19 protein-coding genes are annotated in these 15,765 nt (G+C 62.7%); 10 read left to right on the top strand and 9 right to left on the bottom strand.

Translation table 11 applies throughout. The features are described from left to right. The first annotated feature begins 78 nt into the window (after positions 1 to 78). Complete coding sequence (locus NCS67_RS28800; RefSeq protein WP_033536014.1) at positions 79 to 828, top strand: response regulator; 750 nt, start codon at positions 79 to 81, stop codon at positions 826 to 828. 17 nt (positions 829 to 845) lie between these two features. Here NCS67_RS28800 and NCS67_RS28795 read toward each other — a convergent pair whose 3' ends face one another. Genes NCS67_RS28795 through NCS67_RS28780 form a run of 4 tightly spaced genes read right to left on the bottom strand, consistent with a single transcriptional unit; the run spans position 846 to position 2,510 of the window. Continuing rightward, the gene (locus tag NCS67_RS28795; RefSeq protein ID WP_008346373.1) at positions 846 to 1,514 is read right to left on the bottom strand and encodes a flagellar basal body L-ring protein FlgH; all 669 of its coding nucleotides are present in this window, start codon (positions 1,512 to 1,514) and stop codon (positions 846 to 848) included. A 20-nt stretch (positions 1,515 to 1,534) separates the two neighbouring features. Beyond that, complete coding sequence (locus tag NCS67_RS28790) at positions 1,535 to 2,110, bottom strand: hypothetical protein (RefSeq protein ID WP_235366186.1); 576 nt, start codon at positions 2,108 to 2,110, stop codon at positions 1,535 to 1,537. A 46-nt stretch (positions 2,111 to 2,156) separates the two neighbouring features. Beyond that, a complete protein-coding gene (locus NCS67_RS28785; protein WP_033536015.1) occupies positions 2,157 to 2,339 on the bottom strand; it encodes a DUF6726 family protein in 183 nt (60 codons plus the stop codon). A 3-nt stretch (positions 2,340 to 2,342) separates the two neighbouring features. Beyond that, positions 2,343 to 2,510, bottom strand: a complete 168-nt coding sequence (locus NCS67_RS28780; RefSeq protein WP_160172871.1) for a hypothetical protein — start codon at positions 2,508 to 2,510, stop codon at positions 2,343 to 2,345. A gap of 412 nt (positions 2,511 to 2,922) precedes the next feature. Between NCS67_RS28780 and NCS67_RS28775 the strand changes: the two genes are divergently transcribed. The 5 genes from NCS67_RS28775 to NCS67_RS28755 are packed head-to-tail and all read left to right on the top strand — an operon-like array spanning position 2,923 to position 8,224. After that, positions 2,923 to 3,882 carry an ABC transporter substrate-binding protein gene (locus NCS67_RS28775; protein ID WP_175980223.1) on the top strand — a complete coding sequence of 320 codons (960 nt, stop codon included), beginning with the start codon at positions 2,923 to 2,925 and terminating at the stop codon, positions 3,880 to 3,882. Positions 3,883 to 3,888: 6 nt separating this feature from the next. Further along, positions 3,889 to 5,409: a sugar ABC transporter ATP-binding protein gene (locus tag NCS67_RS28770; protein ID WP_250437598.1), complete on the top strand. Its 1,521-nt coding sequence runs from the start codon at positions 3,889 to 3,891 to the stop codon at positions 5,407 to 5,409. Then, positions 5,402 to 6,460 carry an ABC transporter permease gene (locus NCS67_RS28765; RefSeq protein ID WP_008346365.1) on the top strand — a complete coding sequence of 353 codons (1,059 nt, stop codon included), beginning with the start codon at positions 5,402 to 5,404 and terminating at the stop codon, positions 6,458 to 6,460. Before NCS67_RS28770 ends, NCS67_RS28765 begins: the two co-directional genes overlap by 8 nt. Further along, on the top strand, positions 6,457 to 7,494 hold the full coding sequence (yjfF, locus tag NCS67_RS28760; RefSeq protein ID WP_008346364.1) for a galactofuranose ABC transporter, permease protein YjfF: 1,038 nt from the start codon (positions 6,457 to 6,459) through the stop codon (positions 7,492 to 7,494). Before NCS67_RS28765 ends, yjfF begins: the two co-directional genes overlap by 4 nt. 7 nt (positions 7,495 to 7,501) lie before the next feature. Next, positions 7,502 to 8,224, top strand: a complete 723-nt coding sequence (locus tag NCS67_RS28755; protein WP_250437597.1) for a FadR/GntR family transcriptional regulator — start codon at positions 7,502 to 7,504, stop codon at positions 8,222 to 8,224. A gap of 4 nt (positions 8,225 to 8,228) precedes the next feature. Here NCS67_RS28755 and NCS67_RS28750 read toward each other — a convergent pair whose 3' ends face one another. The 3 genes from NCS67_RS28750 to NCS67_RS28740 form a co-directional block, all read right to left on the bottom strand. Further along, positions 8,229 to 9,392 carry a phytanoyl-CoA dioxygenase family protein gene (locus NCS67_RS28750; RefSeq protein ID WP_250437596.1) on the bottom strand — a complete coding sequence of 388 codons (1,164 nt, stop codon included), beginning with the start codon at positions 9,390 to 9,392 and terminating at the stop codon, positions 8,229 to 8,231. A 67-nt stretch (positions 9,393 to 9,459) separates the two neighbouring features. Continuing rightward, a complete protein-coding gene (locus tag NCS67_RS28745) occupies positions 9,460 to 9,798 on the bottom strand; it encodes a DUF3140 domain-containing protein (protein WP_175980226.1) in 339 nt (112 codons plus the stop codon). A 47-nt stretch (positions 9,799 to 9,845) separates the two neighbouring features. Further along, positions 9,846 to 10,736: a LysR family transcriptional regulator gene (locus NCS67_RS28740; RefSeq protein WP_239295314.1), complete on the bottom strand. Its 891-nt coding sequence runs from the start codon at positions 10,734 to 10,736 to the stop codon at positions 9,846 to 9,848. A gap of 105 nt (positions 10,737 to 10,841) precedes the next feature. Between NCS67_RS28740 and leuC the strand changes: the two genes are divergently transcribed. From leuC to NCS67_RS28725, 3 genes are read left to right on the top strand one after another with little or no spacing between them, the layout of a single operon-like run. Then, a complete protein-coding gene (gene leuC / locus NCS67_RS28735; protein ID WP_175980228.1) occupies positions 10,842 to 12,236 on the top strand; it encodes a 3-isopropylmalate dehydratase large subunit in 1,395 nt (464 codons plus the stop codon). Beyond that, positions 12,229 to 12,873 (top strand): 3-isopropylmalate dehydratase small subunit, encoded by a 645-nt coding sequence (gene leuD / locus NCS67_RS28730; protein WP_250437595.1) that lies wholly within the window; start codon positions 12,229 to 12,231, stop codon positions 12,871 to 12,873. The genes leuC and leuD overlap by 8 nt, the downstream gene beginning before the upstream one ends. A 60-nt stretch (positions 12,874 to 12,933) precedes the next feature. Then, on the top strand, positions 12,934 to 14,256 hold the full coding sequence (locus tag NCS67_RS28725) for a 2-hydroxycarboxylate transporter family protein (RefSeq protein WP_175980230.1): 1,323 nt from the start codon (positions 12,934 to 12,936) through the stop codon (positions 14,254 to 14,256). A 27-nt stretch (positions 14,257 to 14,283) separates the two neighbouring features. Here the strand turns inward: NCS67_RS28725 and NCS67_RS28720 are convergent, their stop codons facing one another. Both NCS67_RS28720 and NCS67_RS28715 read right to left on the bottom strand, forming a co-directional pair. Continuing rightward, positions 14,284 to 14,838 carry a hypothetical protein gene (locus NCS67_RS28720; protein ID WP_175980231.1) on the bottom strand — a complete coding sequence of 185 codons (555 nt, stop codon included), beginning with the start codon at positions 14,836 to 14,838 and terminating at the stop codon, positions 14,284 to 14,286. A 59-nt stretch (positions 14,839 to 14,897) separates the two neighbouring features. Continuing rightward, complete coding sequence (locus tag NCS67_RS28715) at positions 14,898 to 15,191, bottom strand: hypothetical protein (protein WP_008346348.1); 294 nt, start codon at positions 15,189 to 15,191, stop codon at positions 14,898 to 14,900. A gap of 215 nt (positions 15,192 to 15,406) precedes the next feature. On the opposite strand from NCS67_RS28715, the gene NCS67_RS28710 reads away from it, so the two are divergent. Beyond that, positions 15,407 to 15,763: a MarR family transcriptional regulator gene (locus tag NCS67_RS28710; protein ID WP_033536044.1), complete on the top strand. Its 357-nt coding sequence runs from the start codon at positions 15,407 to 15,409 to the stop codon at positions 15,761 to 15,763. The last annotated feature ends 2 nt before the right edge of the window (positions 15,764 to 15,765 follow it).

Raw genomic sequence — 15,765 nt, 5'->3', positions numbered from 1 at the left:
CGAAACAGGCCGTAACGGAAAGAAATGGAAAGTTCGCAAGCGTCGCGGGGGCCTCGGCGTCGCGCTTAGAATTTGGGCATGACACCACATGTACTGATGGTCGACGACGACCCCGTCGTGCGCGATCACGTCCGCGATTATCTGGAGCAGCACGGCTTCGACGTCTCCGTTCTCGACGACGGGACGGAGTTGCGCCGTCGCGTGCAGGCCGAGCGCCCTTCGATGGTCGTGCTCGACGTGATGATGCCCGGCAAGGACGGCATCAGCGCGCTGCGCGAACTGCGCAATGCGCGCGACGATATCCCCGTGATTCTGCTGACGGCCCGCTCCGACGTGCTCGATCGCGTCATCGGGCTGGAGCTCGGCGCAGACGATTATCTCGGCAAGCCCTTCGATCCGCGCGAGCTTCTGGCGCGCATCCGCTCGATCCTGCGACGCCGCGAGCCCGTGTCGTCCGACACGGCGAGCGCGCCCGAAATTCGCCCGGCCTATCGTTTCGGCCCGTTCGAAATGGACTTCGGCGCGCGCGAGTTGCGCCGCGACGGCGAACGCATCGCGCTGCGCTCCGGCGAATTCGCGCTGCTCAAGACACTCGTGAAGAACGCGATGGTCGTGCTCACGCGCGCGCAGCTCAACGAAAAAATGCGCGGCAACGGCGCGCATCGCGATCGCAGTCTCGATGTCGCGATCTGGCGTCTGCGCCGTCTGCTCGAAATCGATCCGTCCGAACCGCGTTACGTGCAGACGGTGTGGGGCCAGGGCTATATCTTCGTGCCGCACGGCGATCCGACCGCGGCCGGGCGCATCGCGGCGCGCGCGACCCTATAGCGCGCGCGGCTTCATCGTCAGAAAGTCAGCACGCTCATGAAGAGACGTTGCAGCCAGCCCATCGTCGTTGAATCCGCGAGCATGCCGACGCCCGCCTGCTCGATGCGCGCATTCGCCACCTTGTTCGACGCGACGTAATTGCCTGCCTCGATGTCCTTCGGATTGACGATGCCCGAGAAACGCAACCGGTCCTGATTGCCGCTCATCGCGATGATCTTGTCGCCCGCGACCACGAGATTGCCGCCCGGCAACGTGCCGATGACCGACACCGCGAGCGTGCCGCTCATCGCCGACAGATTGCTCGTGCTGCCATTGCCCTTGAACGACGTATCCGCCGAACCGACGTTGAAAAGACGCGCAAGCCGCGCCGCCGCGCTGCTGGACTTGTCGGCGGCCTCGGCGCTGATGCTGCTCGCGCGGCTCGCCTTGGCATCGGCGGAATTGCTGCCCTGATACGACTCCGCAAGACGGATCGTCAGCACGTCGCCGACCTTCTGCGCGCGCGAAGTCTCGTACAGCGACACCGACGATCCCGCCTGATAGATCGCGCCCAGCGTGTTGACGTTGACCGGTTGCGCGACGGCCGGCGCATAAGTGGGCATCTCGACGATCGAGTGCGAGCCCGACGACGAGCACGCCGCCAGTGCGAGTGCGAACGCCGAGCAGGGCAATGTCGCGAATTTCATGAACAATCCTCTCCTTTGATTCAGGGCGCGTCGTGCACCGCGGCAAGACGCCACCGGTCAGTCGTATCGCGCAGCCACGCTTCGTACGCCTTCAGCCGATAAATCACGCGCGCCGAGGCCGCCGCGCCGTTCGCTTCCAGCGTGATCGAGCTGGTCGCGTTCTCCCAGGTGCGCGTCTGATAACCGTTCGCTCGCTCGACGCGGCTTCGGCCGAACTTCGACGACAACCCTTCGGCGAAGTCGTCGGCGACGCGCGCATCGATCACGAACGACATGCGATACAGCCGCGGCGACGGATCGCCCGGCATCGCCAGGAAGCGCAATACGTGATCGCGGGCGAGCGTGCCATCGACAACGGCCGCCGATTCCCTCCAGCCGCCTTGCGTGCGATGCGCCCACTTGCAGGCGATCGACAGGCTGTGCGTATCGCGCAGCACCATGCCGAGCGATGCCGCGTCGATATCCGTGTCGCATACGGCGACGCTGCCGGGCGGCGTCGCGCGCGCGGGCTCGTCGCGCCGGAATGCGTCGAGCGCGATGCCGAGCTGCAGGCCGCGGAAGTCGAAAGGCTTCTGCGCCGCGGCGAATGCCGGCATCGCCATGCAAACGAAAAACGCGCAACGAAGAATCGTTCGCTTCATATCAGTCGATGGCAGTAGCGCAGGCGTCGAAAGGCGTGGACGCGGCATGACCCACGACCGGCACGACCTTCAGCAACGCCGATGTCGCGCGGCACGGCAACGCGGCGAGCGCGCAGCCGTCGAGCACGAACGGGCACGCCGCAAGCGCCGCGCACGCAAGGGCAAGACGAAAAGACCTCCGCATGATTTACGCAGTCGTATCGACGTGATTGCCGAGATGCGCCGGATTGCTCGCGGGCGTCTTCGCCGCGGGTGTGCCGGTTTCGACGGTCGGCGTTTCGGTGCCGCGCTTGATCGGCAGCGTGTGCGACGTCGCTTGCGTCGTATGTTGAGTGGCAGGGCTGGTGACGTTCATGCTGCTCCTTTTCGGATAAGGGACGTTGCGGATTGCAACGGGAGCAATCTTCGTCGAGCGCGAGAAGCCACGATCACACAAGCAAAACGTCGTTTCCCCGAGTGCTTACGAGCCATTAGCAGCGATTACGCAGGCGTTACCAGTTCTTTCCTCGCGTGCGAATCTGCATGTTGCGGCGCAGCGCGCGGTGCGAGATGGTATGACTGTTTCGGTAGTAAAAGCGGGTTAACGTGAATTAAAACTGGCCGAATACCTTCATATAGTCAATCTATCTCGGCGCCGTTGCCTCGCTCGTCGCAAAACCCAAATACCGGAATGGCATCGGGATGAATAGAACAACGAATTAACAGGTTATTCCATAATCATTCGAACAAGCACGGATACATAGCCAACGGATGGAGGAACCACTGACATGAAACGCCGCACCGTGTTAGTTGCGATGGCCGCCGCGCCACTCGGCGCAACGCTCCCGCTTTCCGCGTTCGCGCAGAAGCCCATCGTCCTCGGGTTCGCGCAGGTGGGCGCCGAAAGCGAATGGCGCACCGCCAACACCGAGTCGATCAAGTCGAGCGCGAAGGAAGCCGGCATCGACCTGAAGTTCTCCGACGCGCAGCAGAAGCAGGAGAATCAGATCAAGGCAATCCGCTCGTACATCGCGCAAAAGGTCGATGTGATCGCGTTCTCGCCCGTCGTGGAGACTGGCTGGGAGACCGTGCTCGTCGAAGCAAAGAACGCGAAGATTCCCGTCGTGCTGACGGACCGCGCGATCAGCAGCAAGGACGACTCGCTCTATGTCACGTTCATCGGCTCGGACTTCACCGAGGAAGGCCGCAAGGCGGGCCGCTGGCTCGTCGAGAAGGAGAAAGGCAATCCGGGGCCGATCAACATCGTCGAATTGCAGGGAACGGTGGGCTCCGCGCCCGCGATCGATCGCAAGAAGGGCTTCGAGGAAATCATCAAATCCGATCCGAAGTTCAAGATCATTCGCTCGCAGACCGGCGACTTCACGCGCGCGAAGGGCAAGGAAGTGATGGAGGCATTTCTCAAGGCCGAAGGCAAGAAGATCAACGTGCTTTACGCACACAACGACGACATGGCGATCGGCGCGATTCAGGCGATCGAGGAAGCGGGCATGAAGCCGGGCAAGGACATCATCATCATTTCCGTCGATGGCGTGAAGGGCGCGTTCGAAGCGATGATGGCGGGCAAGCTCAACGTATCCGTGGAATGCAGCCCGCTGCTCGGGCCGCAGCTGATGTCCGTGGTGAAGGACATCAAGGCGGGCAAGTCGGTGCCCAAGCGGATCGTTACGCAGGAAAGCATCTTCCCGATGGAGGTCGCGGCGAAGGAATTCCCCAACCGCAAATACTGACCGCCGATGACATCGCCAGTACTGGAGTTGCGCGGCATCGACAAGCGCTTCGCCGGCGTTCATGCGCTGCAGGACGTGAACCTTGCGCTCTATCCGGGCGAGGTTCACGCGCTCATGGGGCAGAACGGCGCGGGCAAGTCGACCCTCATAAAAGTGCTGACCGGCGTCGTGAGTCTCGACGCCGGCGAGATTCTGCTCGAGGGCCGCGCGATCCATCCCGATTCGCCGCTCGACGCGCAGAAGCTCGGCATCAGCACGGTCTATCAGGAAGTGAATCTGTGCCCGAACCTGTCGGTGGCGGAGAACATCTTCGCAGGCAATTTTCCGCGGCGCGGCGCGCTGCATGGCTATCGCATCGACTGGGATAAGACGCACGGGCAAGCGCGTGAGCTGCTTGCGCGCATCGGTCTCGATATCGACGTGACGCGTGTGCTGACGAGCTATTCGGTCGCCGTGCAGCAGATGGTCGCGATCGCGCGCGCGCTCAAGCTATCGTCCAAAGTGCTGATTCTCGACGAGCCGACCTCCAGCCTCGACGACGACGAAGTGCGCCGCCTCTTCGATGTACTGCGCCGCTTGCGCGAACAAGGGCTCGCGATTCTCTTCGTCACGCACTTTCTGAATCAGGTCTATGCGATCTCGGATCGCATCACGGTATTGCGCAACAGCCGGCGCGTCGGTGAATGGCCGACGAGCGAACTGGGCGCGCAGGCGCTCATCGCGGCGATGCTCGGCCGTGAGCTTGCCGCCGCGCAGGCGCGTCAGTCGCCGCCCGACGACATCGAAACGGCCACGCAGGAAACGGCGTTGCTCGATGCCACGCGACTCGGCCAGAAAGGCCAGCTTCAACCGCTCGATCTGCGCGTGCGCGCGGGCGAAGTGGTGGGCGTCGCGGGCCTGCTCGGTTCGGGGCGCACCGAACTCGCGAAGCTGCTCTTCGGCCTCGAAAAGCCCGACGAAGGCGAACTGCGCATCGATGGCATGCCGGTCTCCTTCACGACGCCCGCACAGGCGATCCGTCACGGCATCGCGTTCTGTCCGGAAGAGCGCAAAGCGGACGGCATCGTCGCGGAGCTGTCGCTGCGCGAGAACATCGCGCTGGCGTTGCAGGCACGCATGGGCGCGCGGCGCTGCCTCACGCGCGCCGAACAGAACGCGCTCGCGGAACGCTTCGTGCGCGCGCTCGGCATCAAGGCCGCGACGCTCGACATGCCTATCGGTCTCTTGTCCGGCGGCAATCAGCAGAAGGCGCTCATCGCGCGGTGGCTCGCGACCGAGCCGCGCCTTCTGATTCTCGACGAGCCGACGCGCGGCATCGACGTCGCCGCGAAGCAGGAAATCATGGACGAAATACTCCGGCTCGCATCGACGGGCATGGCCGTGCTGTTCATTTCTTCGGAGATATCGGAGGTGGTGCGTATCGCGAATCGCATCGTCGTGTTGCGCGACCGGCGCAAGGTCGGCGAGTTGCCCGCCGGAACCAGCGAAGATACGGTATGCGAAATGATCGGAGCCGAACATGGATGACACCGCGCGCCGCATGACGCTTCGTTCGATGATGGAACATCGGCTCGGCTGGCCGATCGTCACGCTCGTGCTGCTGCTCGCGCTGAACGCTGCGTTCAATCCGGGCTTTCTGCATGTCGAGTGGCGCAACGGTCACGTCTACGGCAGTCTCGTCGATATCCTCAATCGCGCCGCGCCGCTCGCGGTCGTCGCGCTCGGCATGACTATCGTGATCGCCACGCGCGGCATCGATATCTCCGTCGGCGCGGTCGTCGCCATCGCGGGAGCGGTCGCCGCGTGGGCGATCGGCGGATCGATCGCGGGCAACGTCACGCGCTTCCCGTTGCCTGTCGTGATCGTGGCGGCGCTCGGCGTCGCGTTGCTGTGCGGCTTGTGGAACGGCCTGCTCGTCGCGCGCGCGGGCATGCAGCCGATCATCGCGACGCTCATCCTGATGGTCGCGGGACGCGGCATCGCGCAGCTCATCACGAACGGTCAGATCATCACGATCTACTACACGCCCTACTTCTTCTTCGGCGGCGGCTATCTGCTCGGATTGCCGACATCGATATGGATCGTCGCGCTCGTGTTCGTGCTGCTGTATCTTGCGATCACGCGCACGGCGCTCGGCCTCTTCCTGCAGGCGATCGGCATCAATCCGACCGCCGCGCGCGTCGCGGGCGTGCAGGCGAAACGGCTCACGCTCGGCGCGTATGCATTCAGCGGTTTGTGCGCGGGCGTGGCGGGCATTCTCATCAGCTCGAACGTCAAGAGCGCCGACGGCAACAACGCAGGCCTCTTGCTCGAGCTCGATGCGATCCTCGCCGTCACGCTCGGCGGCACCGCGCTCACGGGCGGTCGCTTTACGCTCGCGGGCAGCGTGATCGGCGCGCTCATCATCCAGACGCTCACGTATCTGATCTATTCGCTCGGCGTGCCTCCGGAGGTGAATCTCGTGGTGAAAGCCATCGTCGTGTTCGCGGTGATGATGCTGCAATCGGGCGAGTTCCGCGCGACGGTCGTGAAGTTCGCGCGCCGCCCTGCTATTGGCCGCAGCGAGGTGCGCCGATGAGTTCGCCCTTGCCCAAGCCGCCGGGCGTCACGCTTGCGCATCCTCGCGACGCCGCTGCACCGAAGCGCAGCTTCTCGACGAGCCGCTATCTGCCGCTCGCCGCGACAATCACGCTGTTCATCGCGATCTCGGTACTCGGCTCGGTGATGTACACCGGCTTCTTCTCGCCGCAGGTCTTTCTCAATCTGCTGATCGACAATGCGTTTCTGATCGTCGTCGCGGTAGGCGAGACCTTTGTGATCCTGTCGGGCGGCATCGACCTTTCGGTGGGATCGGTGATTGCGCTGACGACGATGGTATCCGCCGCGCTCGTCGAGAAAGCGGGCTGGCATCCGCTCGTCGTGATCCCGCTCGTGCTCGCGATGGGCACCGCATTCGGCACGCTCATGGGCTGGCTCATCGCGCGCTTTCGCCTGCAGCCGTTCATCGTCACGCTGGCGGGCATGTTCCTCGCGCGCGGGCTGTGCTATCTCATCAGCATCGATTCGATCAGCATCACCGATCCGTGGTATGCGGCCGTATCGCAGATTCGCATACCGGTCATGAGCGGCGCGTCGCTCTCGCTCGGTGCGGTGATCGCGCTAGTCGTGCTCGCGGCCGCCGTGTTCATCGCGCATTACACGCCGTTCGGCCGCACCATTTATGCGGTCGGCGGCAATCCGCATTCGGCGCTTCTGATGGGCTTGCCGGTGAACGCCGCGACCATCGGCGCGTACGCGCTATCGGGCTTCTGCTCCGCGCTCGGCGGCGTGCTGTTCACGTTCTACATGCTCTCGGGATACGGCCTGCACGCGATGGGTCTCGAACTCGATGCGATCGCCTCGGTCGTCATCGGCGGAACGCTCTTGACGGGCGGCGTCGGCTATGTGATCGGCACGCTGTTCGGCGTGCTTCTTCTCGGCATCATTCAGACGCTGATCTCGTTCGACGGCTCGCTCAGTTCATGGTGGACGAAGATCGCGGTCGGCGCATTGCTGCTCGTGTTCTGTCTGTCGCAGCGCGCGTTCGGCGATCGCTCCGCGGCGAAGCGCTGACGACGCCATGGACTATCGTCATCCACAACCTCGCAAGAGCATGCACGCGCGCATCGTGCAGGAGCTCGGCATCGACATCGTGAGCGGCAAGCTCAGTCCCGGCGATCGCCTGCCCGCCGAAGCGAAGCTGTGCGAAGCCTATGGCGTGAGCCGGCCCGTGCTGCGCGAAGCGACGCGCGTGCTGGTCGCGAAAGGGCTCGTGCTGTCGAAGCCGCGTCTTGGCAGCGTCGTGCGTCCGCGCGATGAATGGCACACGCTCGATCCCGATGTCCTCTTCTGGACGATCACCAGCGTGCATGAAGGCGCGTTCTTTCAGTCGCTGCTCGTGGTGCGCAGGATCGTCGAGCCGGCGGCGGCCGCGCTCGCCGCATCGAATGCGACAGAGGAAGATGTCACGCGCATCCGCGATGCGTACGAGCGCATGTCGCATGCGCCGACGCCCGAGGCACTGCTTACGCCCGATCTGGAGTTTCATCGCGCGATCATGACGGCGACGCACAACGACATGCTGATGTATATCGGGCACATGTTATCGCTCGCGCTGTCGGAGTCGATCAAGCTGACGAGCCGTCATCCGGATACGCACGCGCTGTCCTTGCCGCGCCACAAGGCGATACTCACCGCGATCGCGAATCGCGATCCGCTCGGCGCGCGTCATGCGAGTCTCGTGCAACTCGACAATGCGCTCGCCGATGCCCGAAGCGTGTTGACGGCGGTTTATCAGGAGTAAGGCTTCAAGTATTGCGCCGCCACGCGTTGTCCTTCAGCGCGTTCGCGAGCGCATCGACGGACCATGTTTCATCGAGCGCCTGACGCAATAGCGCCTGCTGACTCTTCGGCGCAAGACCGCCGATGGGCGGATCGCGATCGAGGTTCGTCGGGAACGCGTAGCCTTCCGCGCACGCAGCGATGACCGCATCGATCTCCGCATCGCTCATGCTTTCCGTCGACTTGAAATCGAACAGTACCGGATAGACCGATTCGCACATGCGCGCGCGATCGAGCGTTTCCATCGCGCGTCCATATGCCGATGACACCTGCAGCAGATTCGCCATGCGCTGCACGTCGCGCGTGCGGTTCGCGCCCGCGGCATGAAAGAGCGCGGGGCTGAAGAAAAGTGCATCGCCCTTTTCGAGCGGCAATTGAACGTGATGCGCTTCGAAGTATTCGCGGAAGTCCGCGCGCCGCCACGCGAGATACCCTTGCGCATAGCGCTGCGAAAACGGCAGCAGCTTCGTCGGACCGCTTTCCACAGGCATGTCGCTATGTGCGACCGCGCCTTGCAGCGTGAGATACGGCGAGATCGCGTGAACATGCGCCGGATAGCGCCGCACTTCATCGGCAGTCTGGAAACCGAGATGATAGTCGCGATGCGCCTGCTGCGCGTCGCCGCCCGGACGCACGACATTGACTTGCGATGTCATCTGAAAACCGGGGCCGAGCCATGCAAGCGCCGCGCATTCGATGAACCGGTTCGCAAAGTAACGCGCGAACACGCGCGGCGCGTGCAGACAGAGCTTTTCCTGCGCATTCCAGATACGATCGTTCGCGCCCGCCTTCGCGAAGTGATCGGCGGCACTCGCACCGCGTTCGCGCTCTTGCCGGATGATCGATTCGAAGATCGCGGCGGCCTCGTCGATAGGATCGACATCCGCATACGCATGCTTGAGCACGAACACGCCTGCGCCATCGCGCAGGACCGTGGCCCATTCCGCCTGCAACGCCATGCATGTCGATGAATCGTCCAGCGCGGGGGTGAGCGCGCCGCAGTCATATAACGGAATGCCGCGCTGAATGTGCGACGCGAATGTCAGCTTCGGTCGCGCGTCGCGCTCGAGCAGGCTCGCGAATTCATCGAGTGAGCAATCGCTTTCGGCGTACCAGTTCGTCTGATTCATGTCTCGCTCCGTTTTCGACAAGCATAGCGGCTGATGCTGCCGAATGCGCGACACGAATGACGGCAGCCTACTTCAGCGGATCGTGGCCCCAGTTCATCAGCGAGTATCGCCAGTGCGAATGCTCGACTTCGTGCGGGCGCTGCGCGAGGTGCCGCTTGATGTAACCGACGACCTTGCGCATGTGCGCGTAGTCGTCTTCGCCGAGATCGGCCTTCTTCTTGCCGAGAATGTCGATGATATGCCGACCCGACTTGTGCCCCACCGATTCGCCGCCGCCGTTCTTCTGGCCGACTTCGCGCGACTCGTCGGTCGCGAGCCACTTTTCGAGTTGAGCGGGCGTCATGTTGACGAGATCCTTGAAGGTGCCGTAAGTCGCGCTGTCGTCATCGTGGTGCTGCGCGGTCATGAGTTGCCTCCCTCGTCGGCGATGTCATGCCCGCGATTCAGCAAGCATCACACCCGCTTCAGATACCGCTCAAGGAACTCGATGAATACGCGCACTTTCGCCGACAAATTCAGCCGCTCGGGATAGATCGCATAGATATCGGCGGGCGGCATCGACCAGTCGGTGAGCACGCGTTCGAGCGCGCCGGAATCGATAAACGACTGCGCGTCCCATTCGGAACGCGTCAGCACGCCGTGACCGTCGAGCGCCCAGCGCAGCGTCGCTTCGCCATCGTTGCTGCTCATCGTGCCGTGGACTTTCACCGTTTCGTGCCGCTTGCCCTTCGTGAAATGCCAGGTGCCGTACGCCGTGTCGTTCTCGCGCAGCACGATGCAGCGATGACCGCGCAGATCGTCCGGCTCCTTCGGCGTGCCATGCGCTTGCAGATACGCCGGCGCTGCGCATACGAAGCGCCGGTTCGCCGCGATCTTTCTGCCGACCACGCGCATGTCCGGCAATTCACCGAAGCGGATGCCGACATCGAACGCGAATTCGGCGAGATTCATCGGACGATCGGTGAGATCGAGCTGCACTTCGACATCCGGATATTGCCGACGAAACTCCGACAGCGCCGGCGCGATATGACGCCGCCCGAAGCCGAACGTCGCGTTCACTTTCAACAGGCCGCGCGGCAGATCGCGGCTGCTCGACACCATGCGCTCCAGTTCCTGCACCTGTTCGAGCAGGCGCGAGCCGGTGCCGAGATAGAGCTCGCCTTCCTGCGTCATCGCGAGCCGCCGCGTCGTGCGGTTCAGCAGCTTCACGCCGAGACGCCGTTCGAGCTGGCTGAGGCGCGCGCTCACGGCGGGCGGCGTCACGCCGAGCTCGCGCGCGAGCGCCGACAAGCTGCCTTGCGTGACGAGCCGCGCGAAAAACTCCAGGTCGGCGATCGAGTCCATTTTTAAATTTGGCTTAACAATGGGTTAAGACAAGCTGCATTTTACGGTCTCCGTTATCGAATTACACTGGCTTCGACTGATCGGAGAAGCAAGAACGGAGACAGCATGGGACAGACGCTATATCGGAAGATCGTGGACAGCCACACGGTTTTTCACGTCGACGATGAACACGTCGCGCTTTACGCCGACCTGCACATCATGAACGAGTACACGAGCCCGCAAGCATTCGCGGGACTCGCGCAAAAAAACCTGCCGGTGCGTTGCCCGGAAAAGCAGATGGGTGTCGTCGATCATGTGATTCCGACGCATCCCGTCGCGGTCGACAAGCGCACGATCATGATCGACGCCGCCGCGCAGCAGGCCGCGAACTTCACGCGCAACTGCGCGGAGCACGGCATCCATCTGTTCGATGTGCGCGACCGTGCGCAAGGCATCGAGCATGTGGTCGCGCCGGAGATCGGCCTGATTCGCCCCGGCATGGTCGTGCTGTGCGGCGACAGTCACACCACGACGTATGGCGCACTCGGTGCGCTGGGCTTCGGCATCGGCACATCGGAAGTGGAACATGTGCTCGCGACGCAGACGCTCGTCTATCGCGTCGCGAAGGACATGCGCATCGTCGTGGATGGCGCGCTGCCTCGCGGCACGACATCGAAGGATCTCGTGCTCTACATCATCGCGAAGATCGGTGCGCAGGGCGCGCGCGGTTACGTCGTCGAGTATGCGGGCAGCGCGATCGATGCGCTCTCCGCCGAGGCGCGCATGACCTTGTGCAACATGACCGTCGAAGCAGGTGCGCGCGGTGCGTTGATCGCCCCCGACGAGACGACGATTCGCTATGTCGCCGAGCGCATCGGAACCGATGCATTCGTCGCGCAATGGAAGCAGTTCGCGTCCGACGCCGACGCATCGTTCGACATCACGCATCGCTTCGATGCGCGCGATGTCGCGCCGTTCGTCACATGGGGCACGAGCCCGGATCAGGCCATCGCGATCGATGCGCGCATTCCCCGCCTCGCCGATGAACCGGTCGCGCAACGCAATGCATCGAAGGCGCTGGACTACATGGGACTCGATGCCAATCAGGCGATCGAGGGCCTCGCGATCGATCACGTATTCATCGGTTCATGCACGAACGCGCGCATCGAAGACTTGCGCGCCGTCGCCGATATCGTGCGCGGCCGCAAGGTCGCGCCTTCCGTGCGTGCGATGGTCGTGCCCGGTTCCGGCATGGTCCGCGAGCAGGCGGAACGCGAAGGCATCGCCAGCGCGCTGATCGAGGCGGGCTTCGAATGGCGTCAGCCTGGCTGCTCGATGTGCCTCGCGATGAACGACGACATCCTGCAACCCGGCCAGCGCTGCGCGTCCACGACCAACCGCAATTTCGAGGGCCGCCAGGGACGCGGCGCCCGCACCCATCTGATGAGTCCCGCGATGGCTGCCGCCGCCGCGCTCGCGGGCCGTATCGTCGACGTACGCAAGGAGCTGGAGCATGTCTGAACACGCAACATTGACCGGCATCGCCGCGCCGTTGCCGCTGAACAATCTCGACACCGACCAGATCATGCCGAAGCAGTTTCTGTTCGGCATCGACAAGTCCGGTCTCGCGCGCGGCGTTCTGTATGACTTGCGCTTCGATGCATCGGGCAACGCACGCAAAGACTTCGTGCTGAACAGGCCCGACTATGCGGGCGCGCGCATTCTCATCGCGGGCGCGAACTTCGGCTGCGGATCGAGCCGCGAGCACGCCGTATGGGGCTTGCAGCAAGCGGGAATCGATGCCGTTATCGCGCCGAGCTTCGGCGAAATCTTCTACTTCAACGCGCAGAACAATCGCTTGCTGCTGATCGCGCTCGATGAAGCCGTCGTCGCTGCATTGAGCGCGCTCGCGAGCGATGCAAAGACGAATCGGTTGACCATCGACGTCGCGAATCAACGCGTGAGCACGAGCGACGGCACGCACTACGCGTTCGATCTTCCGCAGCGACAGAAGCGCATGTTCATCGAAGGACTGGACATGATCGGCATGACGCTCGCCGACAGCGACGCGATCCGCGCATTCGAAGCGAAGCACGAGGCGCTGCGTCCGTGGATGAAGATCGATTTGCCCGCGCTACGCAACAAGCAAGCAGCGTAAGGCGAAAAAGAGACGCACGAGCGTCCATCGCCGCATCACTTCTCAATCAGGAGACACGATATGGAAAGCCCTTCGTTGCGCACGGGCGCGACGCCGCTCGGACTGCGCGCGCGCTTCTCGTTGATGACCATCGGCGGCATGCCGGTCGCGATGTTCGTCGCGCTCTCACTGGTCACGATACTCGCCGCCATCACCGGCAAATTGCCGAACGACATGATCGGCGGCTTCGCCGTGCTGATGTTATCGGGCCTGTTGCTCGGCGAAATCGGCAAACGCATTCCGGTGTTCAGGCATATCGGCGGGCCCGCGATTCTCTGTCTCTTCGTGCCTTCGGCGCTGCTCGGCTACAAGCTGATGGACGATGCCGCGCTCAAGGCCATCACCACGACGATGAAGACCGCGAACCTGCAATACCTCTATATCGCGTGTCTCGTCGCGGGCAGCATTCTCGGCATGAATCGCAAGATCCTGATTCAAGGCTTTCTGAAGATGTTCGTGCCATTGCTGGTCGGCACGGTGACGGCGATCGCGGCGGGCGTGCTAGTCGGACTGATGTTCGGCTATGACCCGAAGCACACGTTCTTCTATATCGTCATGCCGATTCTGGGCGGGGGCATCGGCGAAGGCATTTTGCCCTTGTCGATCGGTTATGCGGAAATCACCGGCGCGGCGCAAGGTCATCTGATCGCGATGATGGTGCCCGCCGCGCTCATCGGCAACGTCGTCGCGATTCTCGCGAGCGGCTTGCTCAAGCGCTTCGGCGAGAAACATCGCGCATATAGCGGCGACGGCATGCTCGTGAAGAGCGGCGACGATCAGGCGCTGCTGAAGGAACAGAAAGCCGAGGCCGCGCTCGATCTGCGCCTGATGGGTTTCGGGCTGCTGCTCGGCTGCACGCTGTTCATTCTCGGCATGCTGCTCGCGCCCGTCACCGGCATTCCCGGACCCGTGCTGATGATCGTCGCAGCCGCCGTGCTGAAGGTCGTGCGCGCGATTCCCGAACGCATGGAGATCGGCGCGTATCAGATCTACAAGTTCATGTCGACGAATCTCACCTTCGCGATCCTCGTCGGACTGGGCACGCTCTTCGTGTCGTGGGACAAGCTCGTCGGCGCATTCTCGCCCGCGTACTTCGTGATCTGCGCGTCGACGGTCGCGGCGATGGTCGTATCGGGATTCTTCGTCGGCGCGTGGCTGAAGATGTATCCAGTCGAAGCGGCGATCATCACCGCTTGCCATAGCGGTCTCGGCGGCACCGGCGATGTCGCGATTCTGTCGTCGTCGAATCGCATGGGACTCATGCCCTTCGCGCAGATTTCGACGCGCATCGGCGGCGCGGGCATGGTCGTGTTCGCCACGCTGATGATGAAGTGGTTCGGCTGACGTGCATGCGGCGCGCGCGGCGCACGATTAGCGGTTCGGCGCGCGCGGAACGGGAAGGAAATGCAGCAAGGCTTTGAGCGTATAGATGACGATCATGGTCCCGGCAAGATCGCCGATGAACATCGCGAAGAATCGCGCGACGATATGCTCCGTATCGCCCTGAAGATAAAACCAGATGTTATGCAGCAGCGGACCGGCAAGCGCATAAGCGACGGTGAGCATCATCAATCTGCCCGCCGTCAGATTCGATAGCGACGCGTCGAGTCCATAGATCTCGCGCGCGAGTCGATACACGGCATAAGGCGCGACGGTCGCAATGATGCCGCCGACGAAAGATCTCACCGGATCATTTGGAAAGAAATAAAAGAAATCGACGAGCCAGCTTGCGAAAAGCAGCCCGAGTGCGCCGTCCGCGCCCAACAACAGCGTGCTGAGCAGCCGAATGCCGGCCGGAAGATAAATCCAGTTCACGCCTCGCACGAACTCGGAATGAGTAAAGATTTCCTGATTGGCCCAGAGCGAGGTGATAAAGACGAGCGCCGTTCCGACGACGGAACATAAGCGAAGTTGAAGGGAAGACATTGGCGGCGTGCCAGTGAGCGGCGGTAAGGACGCACATCTTATCGCAGCACCGCGCGGATTCATGCGTCGCGCATCGTGCGCGTCTGGCCTTGCGCTCTTCCGCCGTAATTCGCCGACGATTCGAGTTTGGCCGCGATGCGCTCCAGTTCGTTCAGAAGCGATTCGAGCTCCATGCGCTGAAGCGGCGCGATGGCGGGCGCATGCTGCAATTCCTCGATGCGCTCGCGCCAGTACGAAACGGGCCACGCCGCGCTGCGATGCCAGTGGCGCGAGCGGATCATCCTCGCGAGATGTTCGATCTCCTGCTCGATGAAATGCGCCGTGATGTAGTTGTTATCGCGTTCCTGAACCACGCCCCTGCCCTCCCGGGAAATCGCTCGGGCGATAGCGAAACGCGCTCACTCGTCCGCTCTTCGTATTGCGACCTTGTATTGCGCCCTTGTATTGCGACCTTGCTCGACGCACTATCTTAGCACTTACTTATCAACTTGATAAATAGATCGTCGATTGTGGTTTGCCGTATATCGCGAATGCTATGATCGGTTCGTTCCCTAAAAGCGATTTCTTCATGGCCAAAAAGAGCGTGTTCGATGCCTATTTCCGCTTCCTGAATCTGGCTCAGGCAGTGCAGGCATTGCCTTCGGTGCCGAAGCTCGATGCTGCCGAAGAACGCTTGCTCGAAGCGCTCACGGCGTCGTGGCACGCGGGCCATGCGCTGACGGTCACGGAGACGATGGCGCTGTCTATCGCGGGCGCGCCGGCGACGGTGCATCGCAAGCTGACGAACCTCAGAAAGCAAGGCCTCGTATCCGTCGATGAAAGCAGCGACGATCTGCGCATCAAGACCGTCGTGCCGACGCGAAAAGCACTGGATTACTTCGAGAAGCTCGCGGCGTGCCTCGATGAGGCGAAGAAGAGACGCTGAGA

The sequence above is a fragment of the Caballeronia sp. ATUFL_F2_KS9A genome (assembly GCF_023630765.1).
In the GTDB taxonomy this organism is placed as follows: Bacteria; Pseudomonadota; Gammaproteobacteria; order Burkholderiales; family Burkholderiaceae; genus Caballeronia; species Caballeronia zhejiangensis.
The sequence above is the reverse complement of the archived record's forward strand: the minus strand, read 5'-3'. Positions and strand labels throughout refer to the sequence as shown.

What these genes read in the sequence shown, in the direction of transcription:
- NCS67_RS28800 (WP_033536014.1), top strand. Translation starts at nt 79, where the DNA reads ATGACACCACATGTACTGATGGTCGACGACGACCCCGTCGTGCGCGAT.
- NCS67_RS28795 (WP_008346373.1), bottom strand. Translation starts at nt 1,514, where the DNA reads ATGAAATTCGCGACATTGCCCTGCTCGGCGTTCGCACTCGCACTGGCG.
- NCS67_RS28790 (WP_235366186.1), bottom strand. Translation starts at nt 2,110, where the DNA reads ATGCCGGCATTCGCCGCGGCGCAGAAGCCTTTCGACTTCCGCGGCCTG.
- NCS67_RS28785 (WP_033536015.1), bottom strand. Translation starts at nt 2,339, where the DNA reads ATGCGGAGGTCTTTTCGTCTTGCCCTTGCGTGCGCGGCGCTTGCGGCG.
- NCS67_RS28780 (WP_160172871.1), bottom strand. Translation starts at nt 2,510, where the DNA reads ATGAACGTCACCAGCCCTGCCACTCAACATACGACGCAAGCGACGTCG.
- NCS67_RS28775 (WP_175980223.1), top strand. Translation starts at nt 2,923, where the DNA reads ATGAAACGCCGCACCGTGTTAGTTGCGATGGCCGCCGCGCCACTCGGC.
- NCS67_RS28770 (WP_250437598.1), top strand. Translation starts at nt 3,889, where the DNA reads ATGACATCGCCAGTACTGGAGTTGCGCGGCATCGACAAGCGCTTCGCC.
- NCS67_RS28765 (WP_008346365.1), top strand. Translation starts at nt 5,402, where the DNA reads ATGGATGACACCGCGCGCCGCATGACGCTTCGTTCGATGATGGAACAT.
- yjfF (WP_008346364.1), top strand. Translation starts at nt 6,457, where the DNA reads ATGAGTTCGCCCTTGCCCAAGCCGCCGGGCGTCACGCTTGCGCATCCT.
- NCS67_RS28755 (WP_250437597.1), top strand. Translation starts at nt 7,502, where the DNA reads ATGGACTATCGTCATCCACAACCTCGCAAGAGCATGCACGCGCGCATC.
- NCS67_RS28750 (WP_250437596.1), bottom strand. Translation starts at nt 9,392, where the DNA reads ATGAATCAGACGAACTGGTACGCCGAAAGCGATTGCTCACTCGATGAA.
- NCS67_RS28745 (WP_175980226.1), bottom strand. Translation starts at nt 9,798, where the DNA reads ATGACCGCGCAGCACCACGATGACGACAGCGCGACTTACGGCACCTTC.
- NCS67_RS28740 (WP_239295314.1), bottom strand. Translation starts at nt 10,736, where the DNA reads ATGGACTCGATCGCCGACCTGGAGTTTTTCGCGCGGCTCGTCACGCAA.
- leuC (WP_175980228.1), top strand. Translation starts at nt 10,842, where the DNA reads ATGGGACAGACGCTATATCGGAAGATCGTGGACAGCCACACGGTTTTT.
- leuD (WP_250437595.1), top strand. Translation starts at nt 12,229, where the DNA reads ATGTCTGAACACGCAACATTGACCGGCATCGCCGCGCCGTTGCCGCTG.
- NCS67_RS28725 (WP_175980230.1), top strand. Translation starts at nt 12,934, where the DNA reads ATGGAAAGCCCTTCGTTGCGCACGGGCGCGACGCCGCTCGGACTGCGC.
- NCS67_RS28720 (WP_175980231.1), bottom strand. Translation starts at nt 14,838, where the DNA reads ATGTCTTCCCTTCAACTTCGCTTATGTTCCGTCGTCGGAACGGCGCTC.
- NCS67_RS28710 (WP_033536044.1), top strand. Translation starts at nt 15,407, where the DNA reads ATGGCCAAAAAGAGCGTGTTCGATGCCTATTTCCGCTTCCTGAATCTG.